We start from the raw sequence: 24,532 nt of genomic DNA, 5'->3' as shown, positions 1-24,532 counted from the left end.
TGTCGGCGGCCCGCGCGACACCGGCACAAACAGCAATCCCAAGTGCCGGAGATCATCATGGCCCACACACTCAGCCCCGCCGCGCCACAGCCTGCCCATGTGCCGGACGCACTGGTCTATGACTTCGACATTCATGCCGATCCGGGCCTGCTGACCGATCCGCATGCCCGTATCCTCGACCTGCTCAAAAACGCGCCGCCGGTATTCTGGACCCCGCGCAACGGGGGCGGCTGGGTCGCGCTGACCCATGCGGCCAATCATGAAGCGTCGCGCGACACGGAAACCTATTCCAGCGAATTCGTGCCGCAGGACAAGATGAAGGCGCTGCTCGCGTCGCTGCCGCCCGGTGCGCCGCACATTCCCCAGCCGATTCCGATCACGCTCGACCCGCCCGAACACACCAAATATCGCCAGCCTTTGCAGAAGGTCTTCTCGCCCAAGACGATTGCGGCGCTGCGCGACAGCATCCGCGAACTGGCCGCCGCCCTGATCGAGGAAATGAAGCCGGCGGGCCGCTGCGAATATATGACCGCCGTGGCCGAACCGCTGCCGGTGCAGGTGTTTCTCAAGATGCTGGGCCTGCCGCTCGACCGGCTGCCCGAATATCGCGCCATCGTGAAGGAGCATATGGAGGCGATCGACAGCGACCGCGAAGGCTCCATGCGCCGCCTGCAAAAGATCGCTGCCGCCATGCGCGACACCGTGCTGGACCGGCGCGACAACCCGCGCGACGACATCCTCTCCATGCTGTGGAAGCTGGAAATCGACGGCCAGAAAACGACGCTCGCCGACATGGAAAATTACGGCGTGCTGCTGTTCATCGCCGGGCTGGACACGGTGATGAACGGCATGGGGCTGGCCATGCGCGGTCTTGCCACCGACCTGCCGCTGCAACGCAAATTGCGCGAAAATCCCAAACTGATCGCCGAAGCCGCCGAAGAAATGCTGCGCCGCTACACCTTCACCGTGCCGATGCGCATCGTGAAGAAGCAAGGGGTGCTGGCCGGGGCGACGCTGATGCCGGGCGACTGGCTCAAACTCTTCTTGCCCGCCGCCGATCTGGATGCGCGGGAATTTCCCCAGCCCGACGTCTATGACCTCGACCGCGAAAACAACGTCCATATCGCGTTCGGCGTCGGCCCGCATCGTTGCCTCGGCTCCCACCTCGCCCGCGTAGAATTACAGGTTCTTTATGAGGAAATGCTCGCGCGGATGCCCGAATTCCGGCTCGATCCCGATCATGCGCCAGTCTTCCATGGCGGCCATGTGATCGGCATCGAAAGCCTGCATCTGGTCTGGGACGTCTGATCCATGGCCTGGCAACGTTCGCGCCCGCGCCTCGACCGGGAAAACAGCGCCTTTTGGACCGGGGGCGCGGACGGGAAGCTGCACATCACCCGCTGCGGCGATTGCGGCCAATATACCCATCCGCCGCGTGAAATCTGCCGCCACTGCCAGTCGGAAAATGTCGCCCCCCACGCGGTCGCTGGCACCGGCATAGTCGACACCTACACCGTCAATCATCAGGCATGGGCCAAGGATATGGAGGTGCCGTTCGTCATCGCGCGCGTAAAGCTGGACGATGCGCCGGGCGTATATCTGACCACCAATATCGTCGGCTGCCCGGTCGATGCCGTGGACATCGACGACCGGGTGCATGTGCTGTTCGAGGAACAGGACGGCATCTGGTTCCCCCTGTTCGGAAAGGTCGCCTGACCATGGCGCAGAACGAAGCCTATATCAGCGGCATCGGCATGTCGGACGTGGGCGTGCGCCTGACTCGCTCGCCGCTGCTGCTGACCGTGGACGCCGTGCGCGAAGCCATTGCCGACGCCGGACTGACGCTCGACCAGATTGACGGCGTCGCCACCTATCCCGGCAAGATGCCCAGCTTCCTTGGCTTTTCCCCGGTCAGTTCGGACGATCTGATCGAAGTGCTGGGGCTGAAAACCCGCTGGCATATCGGCGCAGCGGAATCGACCGCGCAGTTGGGCGCGATCGTTGAGGCGGCCCATGCGGTCAAGGCAGGCCTCGCCCGCCACGTCCTCTGCTTCCGCACCGTCTATGAAGCCGCCGCCCTTGCCCGCCCGGATGAATTTCCGCCGATGGAACGGCGCAAGGACGTGTCGGGCAATTCCCAATGGGTGTCCCCCTTCGGCGCCTTCTCCGCCGCCAACTGGACCGCGCAATTTGCGATGCGCCACATGAAACGCTATGGCCTGACCCGCGAGCAACTGGCGCAGGTCGCGCTCAACGATCATGCCAATGCCGCGATCAACCCGCGTGCGCTGGTCAAGAAACCGCTGACGATGGACGATTATATGTCCGCGCGGATGATCAGCTCCCCCTTCTGCCTCTATGATTGCGACCGTTTTACCGATGCGTCGACCGTAGTGATCGTGTCGGCGGGCGACGCGCTGGACGAAGTGACGGCTACCCCCATCCGTATCGCCGCCAGCGCCGGTTCGGTCGAACGCTATAGCTGGGATCAGGCGGAATGGGCCGGTGCCTATCCCACAGGCCGCGACCTGTGGCGCAACACCGATTACAGCGTGAAGGACGTTGACACCGTCCAGCTTTACGACGGTTTCGCCTTCCAGCCGATCACCTGGCTCGAAGGACTGGGCTTCTGCGAAGTGGGGGAAGGCGGCCAGTTCCTTGAAGGCGGCACCCGCATCGCGCGTGATGGCGCATTGCCGATGAACACCGGCGGCGGCCAGCTTGGCTGGGGTCGCCTCCATGGCTTTGGCTTTGCCTATGAAGCGGTCGTCCAGTTGCGCGGGGATGGCGGCGCGCGCCAGATCGGCGGCGATCCCCGCGTCGCCATTGCGACGTCGGGCGGCGGTCCGATGGCGGCGGCGCTCCTGCTGGCGAAGGATTGACGGTCATGGAGAGCGCTACGCTCGACGCGCTGCCCGGCTTCCGGCGGCACTTGCGCGTCACGCCCTCGCCGGGTCAGGTGATCGCGGCGCTGGAGGATGACTATCATTGCATGGCCGTCATCCTGCGCCATGACGGGGTGCGCGTTACCGGCATCGATTCCGTGATGGAGCGTGTCCCCTGGACGACCTGCCCCGGCGCGCCTGCGGTGCTGGCGGCGACTTTCACTGGCGTCGCACTGGCCGATGTGCCGGCGCGCGGCGAAAAGAAAGCGAACTGCACCCATCTGCACGACCTGACCGTGCTGGCCGCTGCCCATGCAGGCGAAACGGCCCCGATCCTCTATGAGATCGTCACCTGCGACCCTGTCGACGGCTTGGCCACCGCCGAAATTCGCCGCGACGGCGTGGCGTTGCTCCAGGTCGCGCACCGCAACCATCTGATGGAAGCGCCCGCCGAAATTGCGGGCCTGTCGATCCTGAAATTGCGCGACTGGATCGACAGCCTCGACGCCCCGCACCGCGAAGCCGCCAGATTGCTGCAATGGGGCGCGATTCTGGCCAATGGCCGCCTGATCCCGATGGAGCGCCAATCCACTGCCAGTCGCGTGCCGCCAAACTGCTTCACGTTTCAGCCGGACAATGCGGCAAAGGCGATCCGGGTGGGCAAGGTGATCGACTTCACCGCCACGCCGCTGACCCCGCTCGATCATTTCGACGGGGCGGTCTTTCTCCCGCGATAGGCACGAAAAAGGGGCGCTTTCCGAGAGAGGAAGAAAGCGCCCCTGTACCTTCCCCGGTCAGAAGGGGAGGTTGTAGAGTTTCGTCGCGTTGTCCTGCAAAACCTTCTTCTTCACGCCAAAGTCATAGCCGCCCAGCACATCGACGACATGCGCCTGCACGCCGGGATAGAGCGATGTAGGATGCGGGAAGTCGGTTTCGAACATCACCTTGTCCACGCCGATCGTTTCCAGCAACAGCTTGGGACCGACCTTTTCGAACCAGAAGGTCACCCAGAAATGGTCGCGGAAATATTCCCACGGACGCTTGTTGAGCAGCCCCTTCTTGCTCGGCAGCATTTCGTTGAACTGATGTTCCAGCGCCTCGATCGCGAAGGGCAGCCAGCCCATGCCGCTTTCAATCAGCCCGATCTTCAGCTTCGGGTGGCGGTCCAGCCGTCCCGACACCATCCAGTTGCCCAGCGTCGCGGCATTGCCGATCGAAAACATCGTCGCCACCACCGACAGCGTCTGTTCAAAGCCAAAGCCTTCCCAGGTCAGCGTATTGGGGTCGACCGCGCTGTTGAGGTGGAAGTTGAGCGGCATACCCGTCTCCTCACACATCTCAAGGAACGGCGTCCAATAATCATGCATGAAACTGGGTACGCCCACACGCTCCGGCGTGTCGGGCAGCACGAAGCCTTTCAGGCCCATGTCGAAGCAGCGCCGCGCTTCCGTCTCCAGCGCCTTCTGGTCCCAGAAGGGCAGATGCCCCATGTTGAAGATGCGGTTGCCCGACACCTGCTGATATTCGGCGGAGGCATCATTATACATCTGGATGATGGCCAGCGCCAGATCAGGGTCGCCCAGCGACATCAGCGATCCCGCCTGCGTCACGCCCGAATTCTGGAACCCGATCTGGGCGTACACGCCCATATCGTCCATCGCCTGCACCCGTTCCTTGATCAGGTGGCCACCCGGATGCGCCTGCGCCAGCTTGGGGAAGGCCAGCCGTCCCAGCAGCTTGTTATTGTCGGCACGGATCACATTGCCGCCCATCGACCCGAAATTGCGGTCGCCGACATACCAGCGTTCGACGCCATCATTGTCCAGCTTCACATAAGGCACCTTCGCCTTATATTTCGCTGGCGCGCGCGATGTGAACAGGTCGGGCGCTTCGGTAATATGGGTGTCGGTATCGACGATCTTGATCCCCGCCAACGACGGATCAAGCCCGGTCGATTGCGACGCATAGTCGACCTCGCGGATCATCCCGCCTTCGGTATAGCCCTCGGCCGACCAATATTTGCGCGCCGACGCGGCCAGTTCGCTTTCGACCTTGTCCTTGGTATCAACCATGCTTGACCTCCAGCGGCTGGCGGGCCGCTTCGAACAGCGGCGAAACCGGCGCAGGTGCCGGTTCCTCGACACAGCGGCGCACAGCATCGTTCAACGTGCGCAACAGGCCGTCCGTGTCGATCTGGTCGGACGGTTCATAGACGAAGCCGATCGCCAGCGGCTGGCCGTCTGGCATGTTGGGCAACAACACGGCGGTCACGTCGGCGATGGAACCGAAACCGGCCCGTCCGGTGGCAAAGCCCTGTTCCCGGCACGACTGGATATGGCCTGCCATATCGGCGGCCACGAATTTGCGGTCGATCGTCGCTTCGGCGTTCAGACGACGGATCATACCGTCGCGGCGCGGGTTGGATATGGTGGACAGCATCAGCCAGCCCGCGGCGGAATCGGACAGATGGTCCTGCTGCCCGCCACAGAAACCAGCGGCCCCGGCGGTGCGGAACGTGCGCTTGCCCGCGCGCCAGTTGAACACTTGCACCTTCAGGCCGACCATGCCGAACACGGCGACGCCCAGGCCCGTCTGCGCCGACAAACGGTCGATCAGGCCGGTCAGCGCGCCGTCACGCACCAGCTTGGGCTGCACGGCGGCACCCAGCATCGCGGCGCGCGGCGTTGGCGAATAGGAACGCGAACAGGGGTCTTTGTGGAGCAGGCCCAGATCCACCAGGCTCGACAGCAATTCCGACGTGCTGGACTGGGGACGGTCGAACCGGCGGACGATGTCCATCACGGTCGCCTGGGGATGATCCTCATCGAAGAACTCAAGCACTTCGATGACGCGCTTGGCGATCTTTGCCTTGTTGGACTCGACTTGAGCCATGGTCCTCTCCTCTTGTTTATGAACATAGTTGTTCACTAACGCGGGAAGGCTGTCAATAAAAAATGAGATAGTCTCGTTTATTGCGCTGCAATGAGCCGGGAGCATCCGCATAGAGTGGCCGTCCCTGCCCCTTGTGAAAGGATGATAATGACCTAAAACCAATAGGATGATCGCATCCTCCGTCGCTAGATCAGCGACGCGACCGGGGCATGTCATGCGGCGCAAAAAGGCATCATCATGTCGGGCATCCCGCCCGAATCGCGCCATGCCGGGGTCGGGTGCGGGGGGGGGACCGCATGGTCGACTCGCACCGCCATGGCGATGAATGGCACGGGCAGTTTCGCCGATCGCCGCGCCCCTCTATCCTCCCGCCATGACTGGCCACGCCGCCCGCATCGCGCCAAAGGCGCTGACTCTCCCGTGGCAGGATGATGCGGCCTGCTGCGCCATCGTCGATCTGGGCGAGGCAGGGGAGGCCGACATGATCCCCGACCTGCCGCCCATACCCCTGATCGGCATCGGCAACCCGCACCATCCGCTCGCGCCCCATGTCGACCTGTTGCTCGACAGCCCGGCGCAACTCCCTTCGATCGAGGCGGCCATCGCGGCGCAGCCCCATGCCGCCGCCATATTGGTGCAATTGCTGCGCCTGATCGCAGGGATGGCAATGGCCCCGGCGCTGGTCGCGGAATCCATGGCCTATGGCCTGCTTCAGGGCAGCGCGGGCCATGCCGCCTGGCTCGCCACCCGCCAACCCGCGCCCATCACAGCACCCGGCAATGTCGCGCTGGAGCGCGAAGGCGACACGCTCCACATCCGGCTGGACCGCGCCCACGCCCATAATGCCATCGACCGGCACATGCGCGACGCCCTGCACGAAGCCTTCGCCATCGCCGCCATGGACCGCGACATCACCCGCATCACCCTGCGCGGCGCCGGACGCAGTTTTTGCGTCGGCGCAGACCTCACGGAATTTGGCACCACGCGCGATCCCGCGACCGCCCATGCCATCCGCATGATCACGCTGCCCGCCCATGAAATCGCGCGCTGCGCCGATCGGCTGGACGTGCATGTGCAGGGCGGCTGCGTCGGATCGGGGCTGGAAATGGCGGCCTTCGCCGCGCGCCTGACCGCTGCGCCCGATGCCTGGTTCCAGCTACCCGAACTGGCCATGGGCATCATCCCCGGTGCGGGCGGCTGCGTATCGTTGTCGCGCCGGATCGGGCGGCAACGCGCCGCGCTGATGATTATTTCAGGCCGCCGGATCAGCGCCCGGACTGCGCTGAACTGGGGGCTGGTCGACGCGATCATGGACGACTGACCCACCCACTATCGTCATCCGCACATCGTCCGCGTCCAGCCGCTCGCGTGCCTGCGCCCAGCTACAGGACAGCAGGCACAGGTCGGCAGGCACGCCCACCGTTACCCGTCGCAACTGCGTCAAATCCATCGGATCGGCCAGAAACAGGTCGCGCGCCGCTTCGGGCGACAATGCCTCATCCGCGCCGATCGTCACCCCCGCCGCCGTCCGCCGCGCCACCGCCGCGCGCATCGCTGCCCAGGGATCGGCGCTGCCATAGGGCGCGTCGCTCCCCGCCGCCAGCACCACGCCCGCCCGCGCAAAGCCGCCCAGCCGGTAGAGAAATGGTCGGTCCTGCGGCTCGACATCGGCCAGATATCGGTCGCCCCGTTCGGCAATGAAATGCGGCTGGCTGACGACATGCAGGCCCATCTCGGCGATCTGCTCCACCAGAATGTCTGGCGCGACCCCGGCATGTTCGATCCGGTCGCCCGCCACCGCCCCGGCTTCCCGCAACACGGCCAAGGCAAAGACCAACTCGGTCTGCGTTGTGCAATGCACTGCTGTTGCCCGTCCCAATCCATGGCCATGGACAACGAAAGCGACACAGGCATCGAAATCGGGCAGCGCATTTTCATGCAGGTGCAGCTTCACCGGCCCGACCGTCACGCCGGGGACAGGCGCATCGGACAGGCCGATCGTGCCGGCCATCACCACCCGCTGCGGCAATCGCCCGCCGTCCCTCTGCGCCGCAAAATGCCCGGCCATCACGCCATCATTTGCAGGCGACATGTCGGTCATCCCCGTCACGCCCATGCGCGCCAGATCCCGGCCTATGTCCGACAGGTCCGGCGGCACGCTGCCCAGCGTCTGGCGCAACCACAGGTCCGCATCGAACAACTGCCCGGTCGCCCGGTCCAGCCCCGGCGGCGGCGCAGTATTGCGCAGCAGCAGGTCCATCGCCAAGCTGTTGAGGAACCACATCCGCCCCGACCGATGCTGCACCCGCACCGGCCGATCGTGCGCCCAGCGATCCAGCATCGCTACGTCCAGCATCCCGGCCACGCTCTCATGATAACCGACCCCGCGCAACCAGCCCGTCCCCGGCTGACCCAGCGCCACCGCCAGTCCATCGGCATCCACCACATCGGGCGGCCCGCACGCCACGGATGATCGTGCGACGGCCAGCGCCGCGCCATGAATATGATGGTCGTGCAACCCCGGCAGCAAAGCGCCGCCGTCCGCTTCGATCACCCTTTCACCCGGCCTTGCCGCCAGTTGCCCGATCGCGCCGATCCGTCCGCGCTCGACCCGCACGTCCACCCGCGCGCCATCCACCTGCGCGTTGCGAAACAGCAACCCTATGTCCATCTCGCTGTATCTCTTCCCATCGCCGCGACCACGCCGCCAGCTCGTGCTGCCACCGCCGGGAAAGGGCGTCCCTGCGCCGCCGACCATGGCTGCATCTGCTTCATCAGCGCCTTGTCGTCCCGCCGCCGCTCGCTGTCCAGCGCCTTGGCGATCACCCCGCTCATCGACAGGATCATCCGCGCGCCCCGCCCGTTGCGCAACTGCGCCAGCGCCAGATGCGCGGCATATATACCCGTCAGCGGATCGGCGCAGGCATCCCCGCCGAAACCGACCGGCCCGCCCGCTGCGACCAGCGCATCGGTCAATCCGCCCGCCACGCTGCAATCGTCGCCAAAGCCGATCCAGTCGCCCGCATCCCCCACAACGCCATGGCCCGTGATAGTCACCCAAACCAGCCCCGGCACAGCCCGCACCAGCGCATCGCCGTCGATCCCCCATTGCCGCAAAGCCCGTGGCCGCGACGCCTCCACCACCACATCGGCCTGCGCGATCAGCGCCAGCAACGCGGCCCGATCCGCCGCTTCGCGCAGGTCGATCGTCACATTATCCTTGCCGCCGTTGATCCGCGCGAACAGCGCCGGATCGCCGTCGCGCATCCGGTCGGGCCGGTTGCGGCTCTCCACCTTGACTACCCGCGCCCCGGCCAGCCTGACAAGATGCGCGGCCAATGGCCCGGCCCACAGGGCGGAAAGATCCACGACCAGCGGCGGCCCGGACCGATCCTTCGCGAGTCCCTGCGCGCTGATCTGGCACGCGGGCGACACCGGCTGCTCCCCTGTCCGCGCAATCGCCAGCCCCAGCATCCGCCCCTGCGCCACCAGCGCCGCCGCATCGCCCGCGCGAAACGCTGCCGCCACTTGCGCCGCATCATCGGGGTCCAGTTCGCTATCCTGAAACAAGGCAGGCAGCATCGCCCTGTCATCATCCCGCGCCAGCGTCAGCGCGACATGCCCGTCGCGCGTGGGATAGAGCCGACATCCGCCGCCCGCAGACACGGCACCCGGCACGCACCAGCCCTTGCCCGCCACCCGCTCACCCATCAGCATCGCGCCGGACAGGCCGGACACCGCGCCGCCCAATGCCCCGATCGCGCGCAATTGCGCATCCGCCCAGCCGGAAAGGGGCAGGGCAGGGGGCGTCATGTCAGGCCGCAAACAATTTCTTGATCTCACGCCGCAACAGCTTGCCCATTTCATTATAGGGCAGCGCGTCGGCAAACAGCACTTGTTCTGGCACCCGCGACGACCGCAACCGGGCGCGCACGATCTGCTTCAACTCGTCCGCGTCCGGCGCATCATGCCCGGCGCGCGGCACGACGATCAGGCCCACTGACTCGCCCCATTCGTGCGACGGGATGGCGACAGCCGCTGCCTCTGCCACGGCGGGATGGCTCATCACCACATCCTCGATCTCGCCGGGTGAAATATTCTCCCCCCCGCGTACGATCACATCGTCGGCCCGGCCCGACAGGAACAGATAGCCTTCCGCATCGATATAACCCGCGTCGCGCGTCGGGAACCATCCGTCCGCGTCCAGCGCGCTGCGTTCGCGATATTCGCCCGACACCTGTTCGCCGCGCACATAGATTTCGCCCGGCGCGCCCGGCGGCAGCACAGCGCCATCCTCGTCGCGAATTTCGATTTCGACGGTGGGCAGCGGCCGCCCGACCGACCCCAGCCGCGCCCGCACCTGCGCATCGGCCGACCCATGGGCTGCGCGATGCTCGTCCGGTCCCAACAGGGCGATGGTCGAACTGGTTTCGGTCAGGCCATAGGCATTGGTAAAGCCCGTGGCGGGAAACAGGTCCAGCGCCTGATGAATCAATTCGGTGGGCATCTTGCCGCCACCATAAGCGATGGCGCGCAACGCGGAAAGGTCTGGCGCTCCACCTTTACCCATCGTCTCGATGATCCGCGCCAGCATGGTCGGCACGACGAACGCATTGCTCGCCCGCTCTTCCGCCGCCAGCGCCAGCCAGGCTTCGGGCGAAAAGGCGGGCAGCATCAATATGCGCCGCATCGCATAGATGGAACTCAGCAACGCGGCGATGCCCGCAATATGATATGGCGGTACGCTGACCAGCGCAGCGTCCTCCTCCGGCGCGGCGGCGAACTCCACCGTGCCAAGGATGTAAGACACCAGATTGGCGTGGCGCAAGATCGCTGCCTTGGGCGCAGCGGTCGTGCCGCTGGTGAATAGCTGGATCGCGACATCGTCGCCCTCATCCGCGTCCGTCGCCGCATCCACCGCCAGCACTTGCGCCTGTGCGACGAAATCGCCGCGTGCCAGCACGATATTGGCCGCATCGGGGCATATCCGCGCCACCCGCGCGCCATCCCCAACGATCAGCGCCGGGCTGATCCGCGCCAGCAACGCGCCCAGATCCGCGTCGGCCAGCCGGTAATTCAACGGTACATAAGGCACACCAGCCAGCGCCGCACCGAACAGCGCCATCGCCGCCGCCTCGCTGCTTTCGTCGAGCAACGCGACATGCGCAACGCCGCTTTGCCGGATCAGCGCAGCGGCCCCGCGCGCACCCGCCAACAGGTCGGCATAGGTCCAGCGCGTGCCGTCGCACACTAAAGCGATCCGGTCGGGCGCGGCATCGGCGGCCATTTCCAGAAAAAGGGCGATGTTCATCTTGTGTCGTTCAATCCGAAGCGGGCAGGGGCTTGGCGTCCTTGACGTGCAACGCCACGCCATCGACTGACAGCGATCCCTTGCCCGGCTTCACGCACAGCAATTCGAACGTGCCGGCATCATTGACATAGCGCTTGCCCATCAGCGTGCCGGTCGTAAAGTCTGCGTTCGGCGTGCCGACCGCCTCCGGCTTGCCCTCGCCCATCGCCACGCCGCCACATTCGATTGCGCCGGTGCCGCTACGGATCACCATCACTTCGGTGTCACACACCGCGCTTTTCAGTTTCGTTCCCGGTTTCATCGTCATCATGCCTTTCAAAGCCTTACGCAATCGCGCCGCAGGCCTTCCATTGTTCGATCTTGTCCCACGCGACGCCCATTTCCATCAGGACGATCTCGGTATGCTCAGACGCCTGGGGCGCGCGTGTGGTTTCCAGCGGCTTGCCATCGAACTGCACCGGCCCGCGCACCAGCCGCAACGGCTTGCCGCCATCCGCGCCCTCGACCTCGATGATCATGTCGTTGGCCAGCGCCTGCTCGTCGGTCAAAAGGTCGGTGAAACTCTGCACCGGCGCCCACTGGCCCTTCATGGTCTTGAGGTGCGTGCGCCAATAATCGAATGTCTGCCCGGCGAACGCCTTGACCAATATGTCGCTTGCCGCGCCCGCATTGTCGATCAGCGACAATACATCCTTGAAGCGCGGATCGTCCGCCGCTTCCGGCACGCCCATATGCGCGAAGGTGTCGGCGATCAGGCCGGTGGGGCTGACCATGCACAGATTAATCGTGCCGCCGTCGGATGTGCGGAAATTGCCCATGAACGGGTTACGCAGCGATCCGCCCGATGTCGGCATCCCGTTGCGCGTCTCGATCCCGGTTTCCATCACCTGCGAAATCAGCGCGCCCGACGCCCACCAGGCCGCGCTTAACAGCGATACGTCCAGTTCGGTCGCCTCGCCGGTCTTTTCCCGGTGCAGCAGCGCGCCCGATATGCCCCCTGCAATGAACATCCCGCCGATAGAATCGCCGAATGCGGGAATGCCCTGCGTCAACGGGCCGGGCATCCCTTCGGGCGTCATGGCATAAGCGACGCCGCTGCGCGACCAGAAGCAGGTGCCGTCGAACCCGCCGACCAGCCGTTCCGGCCCCTTGTCGCCCAGCGCGCTCCCCCGCGCATAGATGATGTCGGGGTTGGCCGCGCGAATATGCTCGATGTCGAACTTGTTCTTCTGTCTTACCTGCGGCAGGTAATTGGTCAGGAATACGTCCGCCGTCTTGGCCAGCTCGTACAGGACTTCCTGCCCCTCCGCCGTCGACAGGTCGATGCCCACGCTGCGCTTGCCGCGATTGGGATGTTCGAACAATGTGTGGCGCAGGGGGTCCAGCGTCACGCCACCCATGTTCAGAAATCCGCGCTGCGTGTCGCCGCGCACCGGATGCTCGATCTTGATGACGTCTGCGCCCCAGTCGGCCAGTATCGCGCCTGCGGCTGGCACATAGGTGAATTGCGCCACTTCCAGAACGCGCACGCCCTTCATCACCTGGGTCATAGTCTGTCCCGATCCCCTCGCTCGTCGCACGACGCGACGCATGTCATGGGCAAAGGGTAGAAGCTGGGGCCACCGCTGCAAGACCCGACAGGCTGTTGGATGCGGGCTATCGCAGGCACGATGCAAAGCGGCCTGTCACCGCCGCTGCGATATGGTGGGCGGGGGATTGAGCGGCACGCTTTACGGGCCGATAGCGGCAGGTGGAAAGATACCGGAGGACCGCCATGATCATTGACTCTTCGCTTGCCGCCATCGTCACCGGCGGCGCATCGGGCCTTGGCCTTGCCACGGTAAAGGCCTTGCGTGCTGCGGGTGCGAAGGTCGCGATCTTCGATATCAATCAGGATCAGGGGCAGGAAATCGCGGAGCAGGTCGGCGCGACGTTCTGCAAGGTGGACATACTTTCGGAGGAAAGCGCGATCGCCGGTTTCGACCAGGCCCGCGCAACGCAAGGGCAGGAACGTCTGCTCGTTCATTGCGCCATGGTGTCGAAGGGCGGCAAGACCGTGTCGAAGGACAAGGAAAGCGGCGGCTTCAAACGCCTCTCGACCGAAGATTACGCCCTTTCCGCGCAAGGGATATTGGTCGCCAGTTATCGTATGGCGTCCATTTCCGCGCTCGGCATGGCCTCGCTCGATCCGCTGGTGGACAATGAACGGGGCAGCATCATCCTGACCTCCAGCGCAGCGGCAGAGGACGGGCAGGTGGGGCAGATCGCCTATGGATCGCTCAAGGCCGGGGTCAACGGCATGGTCCTGCCGATGGCGCGCGACCTGATGGACCTGGGCATCCGGGTCAATGCGATCATGCCCGGCATTTTCGCTACTCCGCCGATGCTGCGGTTCAAGGAAATGAACCCGCCCATGTATGAAAATCTGGAAAAATCGGTGCCTTTCCCCCGTCGCCTCGGCCAGCCGGACGAATTTGCCAGCCTCGCCATGGAACTGGCGCGCAACAGCTATATCAATGCCCAGACGTTCCGCATCGACGGCGCGATCCGCTTTCCGCCGCGCTGAATCCTATCATCCTATGCTGTCGCAAAGGGCGCGTCGGGCAACCGGCGCGCCCTCGTTCGTTCGCAGCTGCAAAAAATATACTAAGCTAGGTTGACATATTTTTGGCAAACTACTAACCTGCCTTAGTATTAAATGAATCACTATCCCTTTTTGACCAGAGGTTCGCCATGTCTGCTTTTGCCAATATCATCCTGACTGTCTCTCTCGCTGTCGCCACCGCCCCTCAGGTCGCGGCTGCCGACGACGCGGTACAGCTGTCTTCCGCCGCTGCGGTCAGCGCCACCGACTATAAAGGCAAGATGCTCTATACCGCGTCGGGCGACCGCCTGGCCGCCGTCTATCGCGTCGCTGCCGATGGCGCGGCGCAGATCATCCTCAATGGCAAGATGGTCGTCGTTCCCGCCGCCAGCCTGGCCGCTGCCGATGGCAAGCTGGTCACCAGCCTGTCCAAGCGCGACCTGCTGACCGCGCACTGATTACACCGGCAACCTGACGCAAAAAGGGCCGCTTCCCACAAGGAAGCGGCCCTTTTGCTATTTGGCGATATTTTCCGAAATCATGTCCAGCAGCGCGTTGAAGCGCGTAAGGTCATCGACATCGAAGCGGGCAAAGGCGACTTCCTCATTCTCCCGCGCGATGCCCGCCAATTGTGTGGTGATCGTCTTGCCCGTTTCGGTCAGGAACACGGCATGGGCGCGCCGGTCGTCATCCTTGGCGCGGCGTTCCAGCAACCCGTCGGCGCACAGCCGGTCGATCAGCCGCCCGGCCGACGCCTCGGCGATTTCCAGCATGTTGGCGATTTCCCGCTGCGTCGCGCCGGGATGCCGCGCCACTGCCGCGATCACGGTCCATTGCGATCGGGTCACGCCCAACCGCACCACGCTCTGGTCGAAATGGGCGCGCAACTGCCGCGCGATCACTGTCAGTTTCAGCGACGCATTGCGCTTGAGCGCCGTGGGGTTTTCCGCGATCAGATCGTCAATCGGCTTGGTCATCGTCGTCGCACCATAGCGCCACCGTGGCGAAACGAAAGAAAGCTCGTCCTCCAAATGGCAGGGTGGCGTTATTTGGGGTCGGGGTTCAGACACGTTCGATGATGATCGCTGGCGCCATGCCGCCTGCCGCGCACATGGTGATCAGGGCATAGCGCCCGCCCGTCCGTTCCAGCTCGTCCAGCGCGGTGCCGATCAGCACTGCCCCGGTCGCGCCGATCGGATGGCCCAGCGCGATCGCCCCGCCATTGGGATTGAGCTTCGCCCGGTCGATCCCAAGGTCGCGGATGAACTTTTCCGTCACCACTGCAAAGGCTTCGTTGACCTCGAACACGTCAATATCCGCGATGGTCAACCCCGCCCGCGCCAACACCTTGCGCGCGGCAGGCACAGGGCCGTTCAGCATCAGCGTCGGGCAGTCCCCCATATTGGCAGTCGCCACGATCCGCGCGCGGGGTTTCAGGCCGTGGCGCTGCGCATAATCGGCCGACGCCAGCAGGATCGCCGCTGCGCCATCGACCACGCCCGAAGACGTTCCGGCATGATGTAGCGGCGTGATGTCCAGATCAGGATATTTCTGGTTGATGAGCTGGCGAAAAGTCGGCCCGTCCGCCCGCGACGGCATGTCGAAAAACGCCGCAAAGGCTGGCTTCAACTGCGCCAGCTGCGCGGCGGTCGTGCCGGGCCGGGGATATTCCTCATGCGCCAATATGATCGCGCCATCATCGTCCACCACCGGCACGGTCGACCGGGCAAAGCGGCCCTCCTGTATCGCGATGCCTGCCCGCCGCTGGCTTTCCGCGCCAAAGGCGTCGAGCTGTTCGCGCGTAATGCCTTCCATCGCCGCGATCGCGTCGGCGGCGACGCCCTGGTTCGACTGGGGATGCTTCGCCTGCAAGCGCATATTGCCGGTGCCAAGGCCGCCGACAGACGGCACGCCTGCCTCCCGCAGCGACTGGCCATAGGACATGACGTGGGACATCATCTCGGTCCCGCCTGCTACTACCAGATCCTCCATCCCGGCCATGATCTGCCCGGCGGCCAGGTTGGTCGCGGTCAGCCCGCTGCCGCAGAAACGGTCCAACGTCACGCCCGATGCGCGCTGGTCATAACCTGCGTCCAGCGCCGCCATCCGCCCCATGTCGCCGCCCTGCAACCCCATCTGCGCACTGGTGCCCCAGATGATGTCGTCGACATCGGCCGTGTCGATGCCGTTGCGGTCGCGGATCGCGCGCAGCACCGTCGCTGCCACATGCTGGGGGTGCAAATGCGACAGCGCGCCCTTGCCCAGCTTGCTAATGCTGCGCGGGGTGCGGACCGCGTCGATGATATAGGCCTCTGCCAAGGCGCGTCTCCTGTGGATTGTTGCCCCGGCTATCGCATGGAAGCACCTGCTTCCCCAATCGCGCGGGCGATTGATGGCAGGGCAGGGGGCGTGCAGGATGGACGGGGGACAGGCCGCCTGCCCAAGGTAGAGCGGAGGTAAAGGGCAAAGGAGTCAGGATGGGCAATGCAGGGCATGAACGGTCGTCGGGCGGCACCTTTGCGCCGCTGCGCGAACCTGTGTTTCGCCGCATCTGGACCGCCAGCCTGCTGTCCAATTTCGGCCAGTTGATCCTGGGCGTCGGCGCGGCATGGGAAATGACCCGGCTCACGCCCTCGCCCGGCATGGTGGCACTGGTGCAAAGCGCGCTGATGCTGCCGCTGATGCTGGTGGCATTGCCCGCCGGGGCGCTGGCCGACATGTTCGACCGGCGGCGGATCGCCATGGCGGGCCTTGCTTTCTCCATGATCTGCGCAACCATCCTGACCCTGCTGGCATGGGCGGGCTATAGTTCGCCCTGGATGCTGCTGGCCTTCTGTTCGCTGATCGGGGCAGGGGTCGCGCTCTATTCCCCCGCATGGCAATCCTCCATCAGCGAACAAGTCGGCGCGCACCATCTCCCCGCTGCCATCGCCCTCGGCACGATCAGCTATAATGTCGCGCGCAGTTTCGGCCCCGCGATCGGCGGGGTGATCGTGCTGGCGGCGGGCGCCCATGCGGCCTTTGCGGTCAATGCCATCGGTTATCTGCCGCTGTTCATTGCCTTCTTCCTGTGGCAGCGCCGCCATGTTTCCTCCCGCCTGCCGCCCGAACAGATTCACCGCGCGATCGTGTCGGGCGCGCGCTATGCGCTCCACGCTGCGCCGATCCGCACCGTGCTGGTCCGCGCCTTCCTGTTCGGTCTGGCGGGGGCATCGTCTGCCGCGCTCGCGCCGCTCATCGCCAAACAATTGCTGGGCGGCGACGCCAGCACTTTCGGCCTGTTGCTGGGGGCGAGTGGCGTCGGTGCGGTTGGCGGCGCATTGCTGGTGGGACCATGCCGGGACCGTTTCGGGACGCAGCGCACCGTCACCATTCTGGCGCTGGTCAGTGGTGCGGCGCTCGCGCTGGTGGGCTTCAGCCGCTCCGTACCGCTTACCTGCCTTGCCTTGTGCATCGCGGGCGGCGCGAATATCCTGACCATCGCCCTGTTCAACGTCGCGGTGCAACTGGCCGCGCCGCGCTGGGTAACGGCACGGGCGCTCTCGCTCTTTTCTTCGGCACTGACCGGCGGCATTGCCATCGGCGCGGCGATATGGGGCTGGATCGCGGGCCAGATCGCTGTCGATGGCGCGCTGTATCTTTCGGGGCTGGCGCTTGCGGCCTTGCCGCTGATCGGGCTGCTGCTGCCCTTGCCCGACACCAACGAAGCCGATGTCGAACCCTTCCTGCTCAACAATGAACCCGAAGTCGGCATGGCGCTGACTCGCCGGTCGGGACCGATCATCATCGAAATCGACTATGATGTGGATCCGGCGCAGGCACGCGATTTCTACGGCGCGATGTTGCAGGTGCAGCGCACCCGGTTGCGCAACGGCGGTTTCAACTGGTCCATATCGCGCGACATTGCCGACCCGGCGCAGTGGACCGAGCGCTATCAATGCCCGACCTGGGGCGATTATCTGCACATGCGCGAACGCTTCACCCAGGCGGACAAGGACATTCAGCTGCACGCCCGCTCCTTCCACAAGCATGGCGACCTGCGCGTGCGGCGGCGGCTGGAACGACCGTTCGGGTCGGTCCGCTGGCGCACCGACACGCCCGACCCGCAACAGGGCATGATCAACTATATCGGGCCATGATGCCCGGAAGAGGAGAGGCAATGACAGCCAGCAGGCGATACCGGGTGATCCAGTGGGCGACCGGCAATGTCGGCACCCGCGCGCTCCGCACCCTGATCGAACATCCCGCGCTCGATCTGGTCGGCCTGTGGGTCAATTCCGACGCCAAGCGGGGCAGGGACGCAGGCGTGATCGCGGGCATCGACCCGTGCGGCGTGATCGCGACGGGATCGGTAGATGATCTGGTCGCCATGGATGCCGATTGCGTCCTTTATATGCGGCAGGGAACGGACATGAACGAACTGTGCCGCCTGCTCGCGTCGGGCAAGAATGTCGTCACGACGCGTGGCGATTTCCATCATCCCGCTTCCATGGACGCTACCGTCCGTGACAGGATCGAGGCGGCCTGCCGCGCGGGCGGCACGTCGATCTACAGCACCGGCTCCAGCCCCGGTTTCATCACCGAAGCCCTGCCGATCCCGCTGCTCTCGCTGTCGCGGCGGCTCGATTTGCTGACGATCGACGAATATGCCGATCTGTCGAGCCGGGACTCGCCCGACCTGCTGTTCAACATCATGGGCTTTGGCCGCGCCCCGCGCACGTTCGACCCGCGCCAGATCGACCATGTAAAGGGCGACTTCGCCGGATCGCTGGCGCAACTGGCCGACGCGGCGGGGATTGCCATCGACGCATGGGACGCGGTCGGCGAAATGGGCGTGGCCACCCGTGACATCGCCATTGCCGCCGGGACGATTGTGGCCGGCACCGTCGCGGCGCAGCGCATCACCATATCGGGCCTGCGCCATGGTCAGCCGGTCCTGCGCTTCCGCGCCAACTGGTATTGCGGTCGGGACATTGACCGCACCGACTGGGACTTGCGCCCGTCGGGCTGGCGCATCCTGGTGCAGGGCGACACCCCGCTCGATGTCGCCATCAGCTTCCCCGTCGCGCCGGAAGATTATGCCGCCTTCACCCCCGGCCTGACTGCCCATCGCGCCGTCAACGCGGTGGCGGCGGTCTGTCAGGCGGCCCCCGGCATCCGCACCACCGCCGACCTGCCGCAGGTCATCGCCCGCTTTCAATAGCCCGCGACGATTGCCGCGCTCACCTCCCACAATCGCGCGGCGGCGGCATCGTCCTGCGCCGCCGCCGAACAGGGTACGGCCTGCCGCAGGTGGAAATAGCCGCCGCTCGACTGGCCCGGCTCCGCCCCGCTGGCCAGCCACACCAGCGTATCTGCGGCCTGTGCCGGGGTCAGCGCCCGGTCGGCGATCGATTCCATATAGGCACGCATCGGTCCGTCGCAGTGGGTGGCAAAATTGCTGGCCACCACGCCGGGATGCATCGCATGGGCGACGACGCCCGTGCCTTCCAACCGCTTCGCCAGTTCTCGGATGAACAGAATGTTCGCCAGCTTGGCATGGCAATAGGCCGCCCCCCCGACGAACCCCTCGGCAAAGCTCAGATCGTCCCATGCGATCCCGTCGCAATGCTCATGGCCGGTGGACGATACCGCCGCCACCCGCACCGCGCCGGGTTGTGACTGCGCCGCTGCTGCCACCAGATTGGGCAGCAATATCTGCGTCAGCAGGAACGGGGCGAGATGGTTGGACGCAAAAGTCGCCTCATGCCCCTCTGCGGTGATGATCCGTTCCGCCATCACCCCGCCCGCATTGTTGAGCAGCGCGTCGATTTGCGGCGCGATCGCTGCAATCTCCCGCGCCGCCCGCGCGGTTTCCGCCAGCAGCGCCATGTCTGCCCGGATCATGGCGAAATCCGCGCCGGGCAGGGCGGCCAGCTCCGCCTCTGCCGTTGCGCAGCGTGCCGGGTCGCGCCCGACGCCGATCACCCGCCACCCCTGCTGCAACAAGGCGCGCGCCGCCTCCTTGCCTATGCCCGCGCTTGCGCCCGTGACGACGGCGACTTTCGCTCGATCCGTCATGCGCTTACGGCCTCCATCCTGCGCGGACCATGGCCCAATGTCAGGAACAAAGCGGCCCCCACGATCGTCACGCACGCGCTGATCGCCAGGAACGGCGCATAGCTGCCCCATAGGCCCAGCGTATAGCTGAGCGTCAGGGATCCCAGCGCCGCGCCGCCCGCTATCGATGCGCCGACCAGCCCCATGACCAGGCTGAACACGCCCAGCCCAAAGCGGCGCGACACCAGATAGGCGGCAATGTCGCCCTCCGCGCCCTGCGCCAGCCCCATCATCGCGACGGAAAGCGCCAGCACGATGGTCGCGTCGAAGGACGACGCCATCAGCGCCATGCCAATCGCTGGCATCGACAGCGCCAGCGCGGCGACATGATGCGGCTGCATCCGGTCGAGCGACAGGCCGCAGGCGAAGCGGCCGATCAGCACGCCGATCGCATAGATGGAAATCAGCCAGGTCGCGGTCTGCGACGGTGCGCCGCTGTCCATCAGCACCAGCTTCATCTGCGCCGAAACCAGCCCTTGCGGGAAATTCACCAATATCATGCCGACGATCAGCACCCAGAAAGCAGGATTGCGCAGGATCACGCCATAGCCCGCCTTGGGTTCGACCGGCGCATCGGGCGCGGCATGAACCCCGATATGCGGCGGCGTCATGAACACCGCGATCAGGCCGAACACCATGGTGACTCCGCCGATCAGCAGATAGCCGTTGCGCCACCCCTCGCTTTCGATGAACCCGCCCAGCAACGGGGCAATGACGGCCCCCACCAGCGGCGGCCCGGTCATGACGATGGAAAAGGCCAGCCCCCGCGCCCGGTCGAACCGCTCCGCCACGATCCGCGTATAGACCGGCGATGTGGTCAGCGTGCCGACGATGATCTGCAACATGGCAATGGCAAAGAAGGCGCGGATGCTGCCGGGCTGCATCGCAAAGGCGATATAGGCGCTCGGCCCCGCCAGCACGCCGACGGCGGACACCGCGCGCACCCCGAAACGGTCGGTCAGCCGCCCGGTGATCGGCTGCGCGATCAGCATCAGCAGCCCGAAACTGCCCAGCAGCGCGAATTGCGACCGGGTCCAGCCGAACTCGGCAATCAACTTGGGCGCAAACAGGCTCATCGTATAGGCGGACAGGCCGATGCCGAACCCCAGTCCCATCGTCGCGGCAAGCAGCGGTCGCCAATGCGTCCGCAATTCTCCCCAATAGGCCGATCCCATCCTCGTCTCCTGTCGTTATATTATGTCCGTCTGACACCGTTGAGGAACAGGCGGACCGCCGCCTGCACCCAATCGTCGATTTCCGCCGCGCTCATGGCCTGGGGCGATGCGATCAGCCGCACGGGGCCGCCCAGCACCATGGTCAGGAACAGACTGGCTGCCATGTCCGGCCGCGCCACGCAAACCGCCCCCGCGCTATCGTGACGGCGCAGCAGGTCGACCAGATAATCGGCCACCGGCCGCGCGCCATGGTCGTAGGACAGCATCAATATTTCGGGAAAGCGGTAGGATTCGGTCGTGACGATCCGCCGCAGCCGCACGCCTTCGGGTGTGGAAAGGTCCGCGATGCGCAGCCGCGCCAGCGCGATCAGCGTCGCTTCCAGATCATCGCTCTCCACCGCGCGCATCGCGTCGGGCCGGGTCGCCGTCCGCTCGATCGCGCGACTGACCGCCGCCAGGAACAGCGCCGCCTTCTCCGGGTAGCGCGCATAGATCGTCCGCTTGGTCATGCCGACGGCAGCGGCAATCCCCTCCATCGTCGTCAGCTCGAACCCCTTGTCGAGGAACATGTCGAGCGCGGTGTCGAGCAACTGCGCATGGCGCGCCTGTGCCTGTTGCGCAGTGGGGCGTCCGGCGCGTCCGGTTCGGTCGGGGGAGAAGCTGTCCATGACCAGCATCATTATGGCCCTTGCGCAAAGTTGCGAATCGTGAATAATGAAACGTATCAGGTGCTATTAAAGCATCGACGCTTTTCAGGCAAGGAGAAGGATATGGGTGTGCAGGTCGATCGCCTGACCGAACTCGCCGGTTCGGATACCAGGTTCAACATTCCCCACACGCAATTGCGCGATGCGCAGGTCGCGGCGCTGGACGAACGTTTTCAGGAAAAGAAGGACGTCATCCGCCTGCTCGGCCACCGCGCACGCGAAGCGGGGATCGACGCGGTCGGATCGCTGGACGATGCGGTCAAGCTGCTGTTCCCGCACACCGCCTATAAAAGCTATCCCGAAGCGTGGCTGATGCAGGAACGGTGGGACAAGCTGACCCAGTGGCTGAACACGATTTCCGCGCACCCTGTCACAGGCGTGGATCTGGACGGCATCAGCAATGTCGATGAATGGATCGACCGGCTGGCCGCAGCGGGCCATTATGTGTCCTGTTCCAGTGGCACCACTGGCAAATCCGCGATGCTGATCGCGTCGCAGGCCGACATGGACTGGTCGAAAATCGACACCGTCAATGTGTTCGCCTGGGGATCGGGGGTGCAGCCCAATCGCGACCGCCGCATCATGGGCCTCGCTCCGGTGGCCAAAGTCCCAAAGAATGACATCATCGGTGAAGCCCAGCGCGACGCCTTTGGCGATCCGGCCAAGCCTATGTTCCAATATCCCGTCCCGCCGATCACCGTCGGGTCGCTGACCCGCATGGTCGTGCTGCGCAAGGGCATTGCCGACGGCACCGCGCTGCCCGCGGACATTGCCGAGCTGGAGGACACGTCGCGCGTGCGGCAGGACGCGATGGACCGCGCCGTCCATATCGCCGCTGACGCCATAATCGAACATCGCGCCGACAAACTCTATATCGCAGGCATGTGGAACGCGCTCTATCATGTCGCGAGGGAAGTGCGGGAACGCGGCTATAGCGCGCAGGATTTCAACCCCGACAACTGCATCTATATCGGCGGCGGCCTCAAGCGGGCGCAACTGCCCGATGATTATCAGCAGTTCGTGCATGACACGTTCAACATCCCGCAAGGGCGCCATTTCCAGAATTATTCGATGCAGGAACTCAACAGCGGGATGCCCAAATGCCGGGACGGCGGGCGCTATCATGTCCCGCCATGGATCGTGCCGATGATCCTGAACAAGGATGGCGACGCGCTGCTCGACCATGATGGGCAGGGGGAGGTCGAAGGACGCGCTGCTTTCTTCGACCTCTCGCTCGATGGTCGCTGGGGCGGGGTCATTACTGGCGACAGGATCGCGCTCGACTACCGGCCCTGCGCCTGCGGCAATAGCGGCCCGTCGATCCGCGACGACATCGCTCGGTTCGCGGATCTGGAAGGCGACGACAAGATCGGCTGCGCAGGCACGGTCGACGCTTATGTAAGAGGTGTAGCATGACTGTCCTTGAGAAAAGCGCCGCCATAGACGCCGCGCCTGCCGCGATCCCCGTCGCCCATTTCGTGCGCGGCACGCTGGTCCAGGGCGACGCGGTCCGCCACCGCTTGCGCGATCTGGGCGTGGATTTTGCCACTCCCGCCATCGACCTCAACGCGCTGGTGACGCCGCGATCCGAACTGCCACCGCTCTACGACGTGCCGACGACCGAGATCGTCGATTTTCTGGTCGAAGCGGGCAAGCGGATGGACTTTGAAACCAATCCCCATCTGCGCGAGGCGCTGGAACATACGGTCAAGGTCAACCCGTTGCCGCGCCGCGTGGTCGAAAATCTCTTCCGCCGGGCAAAGCATTTCCTGACGCGGGACGGGCTGATGGGCAGCATCGAATCCAGCTTCCTCAACCCGCAGGCGCTGGATCGCTGGGTCGACCGCACTGATGCGCATGGCAATCGCGGATCGCTGCGCGCCTTCCCCCTGCGCATGGTGCATATGCTGGCGGGCAATTCCCCCACCGGCTGCATCTCCTCCATCGCGCAGGGCGCGCTGGTCAAGGCGGTCAACCTCTACAAAATGCCGTCGAGCGATCCTTTCACCTGCGTCGCTATGCTGCGCACCATGGCGGAAGTCGACCCCAGCCACCCGGTGGTCCAGTCCATGTCGGCAGTCTATTGGCGCGGCGGCGACACGCGGATCGAAGGGACGCTTTACCGCCCGCAATATTTCGACCGGATCGTCGCCTGGGGCGGCGGCGACGCGATCAGGAACGTCATCCAATATATCGGTCCCGGCCTTCAGATGGTGTCGTTCGATCCCAAGACGTCGATTTCAATGATCGGTCCCGAAGGCTTCCACCCTGACGTGATCGCCGACGTCGCCGAATCCGCCGCGATCGACGTCGCGACCATGAACCAGGAAGCCTGCCTTGCCAGCCGCTTCCTGTTCGTCGAGGGCGACCGGGCCGGGGTGGAGGATTTCTGCGCCCGCCTCGCCGACCGGCTGGCGTTGGACCGCGAAACCGCGTCCGCCGACGCACCGCCCCCGCCGCGCGAAATACGCGACGAGATCGAAATGTTGCAACTGATGGGCGACGACTGCAAGGTCTGGGGCAAGCCCGACGGGCGCGGCCTTGTCATCCTGACCGACGAGCCGGTCGATTTCCACCCCAGCAACAAGACCGCCAATGTCGTCCATGTCGCGTCTCTGGACGCTGCGATCAAATATGTGAACGTCGCGACCCAGACGATCGGCGTCTATCCGCCCGAACGCAAGACAGACTTGCGCGACCGATTGGCCAGCGCGGGGGCGCAGCGGGTGGTGCGGCTGGGCGGCGCGGCGAAGCATGTCGCGGGCGGCACCCATGACGGCATGTTCCCGATGCAGCATCTGGTCCGCTGGATGAGCGAGGAGGACGCCTGAGCGATATGTCGCCCGCTCGCCTTGTGCGGCGATGCGCCTTCGGGTGAT

The 24,532-nt window shown here is 65.0% G+C and carries 22 protein-coding genes and 1 pseudogene; 11 read left to right on the top strand and 12 right to left on the bottom strand.

Annotated features, from left to right (window positions below; all coding sequences use genetic code 11):
- Positions 1 to 57: 57 nt before the first annotated feature.
- Genes SPBM01_RS12390 through SPBM01_RS12375 form a run of 4 tightly spaced genes read left to right on the top strand, consistent with a single transcriptional unit; the run spans position 58 to position 3,622 of the window.
- Positions 58 to 1,308 carry a cytochrome P450 gene (locus tag SPBM01_RS12390; protein WP_188062112.1) on the top strand — a complete coding sequence of 417 codons (1,251 nt, stop codon included), beginning with the start codon at positions 58 to 60 and terminating at the stop codon, positions 1,306 to 1,308.
- Between the two features lie 3 nt (positions 1,309 to 1,311).
- Complete coding sequence (locus tag SPBM01_RS12385) at positions 1,312 to 1,716, top strand: Zn-ribbon domain-containing OB-fold protein (protein WP_188062111.1); 405 nt, start codon at positions 1,312 to 1,314, stop codon at positions 1,714 to 1,716.
- Positions 1,713 to 2,882 (top strand): thiolase family protein, encoded by a 1,170-nt coding sequence (locus SPBM01_RS12380; RefSeq protein ID WP_188065696.1) that lies wholly within the window; start codon positions 1,713 to 1,715, stop codon positions 2,880 to 2,882. Before SPBM01_RS12385 ends, SPBM01_RS12380 begins: the two co-directional genes overlap by 4 nt.
- 5 nt (positions 2,883 to 2,887) lie before the next feature.
- On the top strand, positions 2,888 to 3,622 hold the full coding sequence (locus tag SPBM01_RS12375; protein ID WP_188062110.1) for a DUF2889 domain-containing protein: 735 nt from the start codon (positions 2,888 to 2,890) through the stop codon (positions 3,620 to 3,622).
- Between the two features lie 57 nt (positions 3,623 to 3,679).
- Here the strand turns inward: SPBM01_RS12375 and SPBM01_RS12370 are convergent, their stop codons facing one another.
- On the bottom strand, positions 3,680 to 4,957 hold the full coding sequence (locus SPBM01_RS12370; RefSeq protein ID WP_188062109.1) for an amidohydrolase family protein: 1,278 nt from the start codon (positions 4,955 to 4,957) through the stop codon (positions 3,680 to 3,682).
- On the bottom strand, positions 4,950 to 5,777 hold the full coding sequence (locus SPBM01_RS12365; protein ID WP_188062108.1) for a helix-turn-helix domain-containing protein: 828 nt from the start codon (positions 5,775 to 5,777) through the stop codon (positions 4,950 to 4,952). Before SPBM01_RS12365 ends, SPBM01_RS12370 begins: the two co-directional genes overlap by 8 nt.
- A 325-nt stretch (positions 5,778 to 6,102) precedes the next feature.
- Between SPBM01_RS12365 and SPBM01_RS12360 the strand changes: the two genes are divergently transcribed.
- Positions 6,103 to 7,098, top strand: coding sequence for an enoyl-CoA hydratase/isomerase family protein (locus SPBM01_RS12360; protein ID WP_262504145.1), 996 nt, complete (start codon positions 6,103 to 6,105; stop codon positions 7,096 to 7,098).
- On the opposite strand, the gene SPBM01_RS12355 is transcribed toward SPBM01_RS12360, so the two are convergent.
- The 5 genes and pseudogenes from SPBM01_RS12355 to SPBM01_RS12335 form a co-directional block, all read right to left on the bottom strand.
- Positions 7,030 to 8,448 carry an amidohydrolase family protein gene (locus tag SPBM01_RS12355; RefSeq protein ID WP_316723916.1) on the bottom strand — a complete coding sequence of 473 codons (1,419 nt, stop codon included), beginning with the start codon at positions 8,446 to 8,448 and terminating at the stop codon, positions 7,030 to 7,032. The genes SPBM01_RS12360 and SPBM01_RS12355 overlap by 69 nt on opposite strands.
- Positions 8,439 to 9,152, bottom strand: a pseudogene (locus tag SPBM01_RS22155) (CoA transferase); the annotation flags it as partial. The pseudogene SPBM01_RS22155 and the gene SPBM01_RS12355, both read right to left, overlap by 10 nt.
- A 439-nt stretch (positions 9,153 to 9,591) precedes the next feature.
- A complete protein-coding gene (locus tag SPBM01_RS12345) occupies positions 9,592 to 11,088 on the bottom strand; it encodes a class I adenylate-forming enzyme family protein (RefSeq protein WP_188062106.1) in 1,497 nt (498 codons plus the stop codon).
- A gap of 10 nt (positions 11,089 to 11,098) precedes the next feature.
- Positions 11,099 to 11,398: a hypothetical protein gene (locus SPBM01_RS12340; protein ID WP_262504143.1), complete on the bottom strand. Its 300-nt coding sequence runs from the start codon at positions 11,396 to 11,398 to the stop codon at positions 11,099 to 11,101.
- Between the two features lie 13 nt (positions 11,399 to 11,411).
- Positions 11,412 to 12,638: a CaiB/BaiF CoA transferase family protein gene (locus tag SPBM01_RS12335; RefSeq protein WP_188062105.1), complete on the bottom strand. Its 1,227-nt coding sequence runs from the start codon at positions 12,636 to 12,638 to the stop codon at positions 11,412 to 11,414.
- A gap of 224 nt (positions 12,639 to 12,862) precedes the next feature.
- On the opposite strand from SPBM01_RS12335, the gene SPBM01_RS12330 reads away from it, so the two are divergent.
- Both SPBM01_RS12330 and SPBM01_RS12325 read left to right on the top strand, forming a co-directional pair.
- Positions 12,863 to 13,654 carry an SDR family oxidoreductase gene (locus tag SPBM01_RS12330; protein WP_188062104.1) on the top strand — a complete coding sequence of 264 codons (792 nt, stop codon included), beginning with the start codon at positions 12,863 to 12,865 and terminating at the stop codon, positions 13,652 to 13,654.
- A 167-nt stretch (positions 13,655 to 13,821) separates the two neighbouring features.
- On the top strand, positions 13,822 to 14,130 hold the full coding sequence (locus SPBM01_RS12325; protein ID WP_188062103.1) for a hypothetical protein: 309 nt from the start codon (positions 13,822 to 13,824) through the stop codon (positions 14,128 to 14,130).
- A 57-nt stretch (positions 14,131 to 14,187) separates the two neighbouring features.
- On the opposite strand, the gene SPBM01_RS12320 is transcribed toward SPBM01_RS12325, so the two are convergent.
- On the bottom strand, positions 14,188 to 14,649 hold the full coding sequence (locus tag SPBM01_RS12320; protein WP_188062102.1) for a MarR family winged helix-turn-helix transcriptional regulator: 462 nt from the start codon (positions 14,647 to 14,649) through the stop codon (positions 14,188 to 14,190).
- An 85-nt stretch (positions 14,650 to 14,734) separates the two neighbouring features.
- Positions 14,735 to 15,991: an acetyl-CoA C-acetyltransferase gene (locus SPBM01_RS12315; RefSeq protein ID WP_188062101.1), complete on the bottom strand. Its 1,257-nt coding sequence runs from the start codon at positions 15,989 to 15,991 to the stop codon at positions 14,735 to 14,737.
- Between the two features lie 158 nt (positions 15,992 to 16,149).
- Between SPBM01_RS12315 and SPBM01_RS12310 the strand changes: the two genes are divergently transcribed.
- The gene (locus tag SPBM01_RS12310; protein ID WP_188062100.1) at positions 16,150 to 17,811 is read left to right on the top strand and encodes an MFS transporter; all 1,662 of its coding nucleotides are present in this window, start codon (positions 16,150 to 16,152) and stop codon (positions 17,809 to 17,811) included.
- A gap of 20 nt (positions 17,812 to 17,831) precedes the next feature.
- Complete coding sequence (locus SPBM01_RS12305) at positions 17,832 to 18,875, top strand: dihydrodipicolinate reductase (RefSeq protein ID WP_188062099.1); 1,044 nt, start codon at positions 17,832 to 17,834, stop codon at positions 18,873 to 18,875.
- On the opposite strand, the gene SPBM01_RS12300 is transcribed toward SPBM01_RS12305, so the two are convergent.
- From SPBM01_RS12300 to SPBM01_RS12290, 3 genes are read right to left on the bottom strand one after another with little or no spacing between them, the layout of a single operon-like run.
- Positions 18,869 to 19,732 carry an SDR family NAD(P)-dependent oxidoreductase gene (locus SPBM01_RS12300; RefSeq protein ID WP_188062098.1) on the bottom strand — a complete coding sequence of 288 codons (864 nt, stop codon included), beginning with the start codon at positions 19,730 to 19,732 and terminating at the stop codon, positions 18,869 to 18,871. The two genes, SPBM01_RS12305 and SPBM01_RS12300, sit on opposite strands and share 7 nt — an antisense overlap.
- A complete protein-coding gene (locus SPBM01_RS12295) occupies positions 19,729 to 20,946 on the bottom strand; it encodes an MFS transporter (protein ID WP_188062097.1) in 1,218 nt (405 codons plus the stop codon). The genes SPBM01_RS12300 and SPBM01_RS12295 overlap by 4 nt, the downstream gene beginning before the upstream one ends.
- A gap of 20 nt (positions 20,947 to 20,966) precedes the next feature.
- Positions 20,967 to 21,626, bottom strand: coding sequence for a TetR/AcrR family transcriptional regulator (locus tag SPBM01_RS12290; protein ID WP_188062096.1), 660 nt, complete (start codon positions 21,624 to 21,626; stop codon positions 20,967 to 20,969).
- Between the two features lie 90 nt (positions 21,627 to 21,716).
- On the opposite strand from SPBM01_RS12290, the gene SPBM01_RS12285 reads away from it, so the two are divergent.
- Both SPBM01_RS12285 and SPBM01_RS12280 read left to right on the top strand, forming a co-directional pair.
- Positions 21,717 to 23,069 (top strand): hypothetical protein, encoded by a 1,353-nt coding sequence (locus SPBM01_RS12285; protein ID WP_188062095.1) that lies wholly within the window; start codon positions 21,717 to 21,719, stop codon positions 23,067 to 23,069.
- Positions 23,066 to 24,484, top strand: coding sequence for an acyl-CoA reductase (locus SPBM01_RS12280; RefSeq protein ID WP_188062094.1), 1,419 nt, complete (start codon positions 23,066 to 23,068; stop codon positions 24,482 to 24,484). Before SPBM01_RS12285 ends, SPBM01_RS12280 begins: the two co-directional genes overlap by 4 nt.
- Positions 24,485 to 24,532: the final 48 nt, after the last annotated feature.

Origin of the sequence: Sphingobium sp. KCTC 72723 (assembly GCF_014280435.1) — a bacterium.
GTDB lineage: Bacteria > Pseudomonadota > Alphaproteobacteria > Sphingomonadales > Sphingomonadaceae > Sphingobium.
Note: the sequence above shows the minus strand (reverse complement) of the source record. Positions and strands in the feature narration are given on the sequence as shown.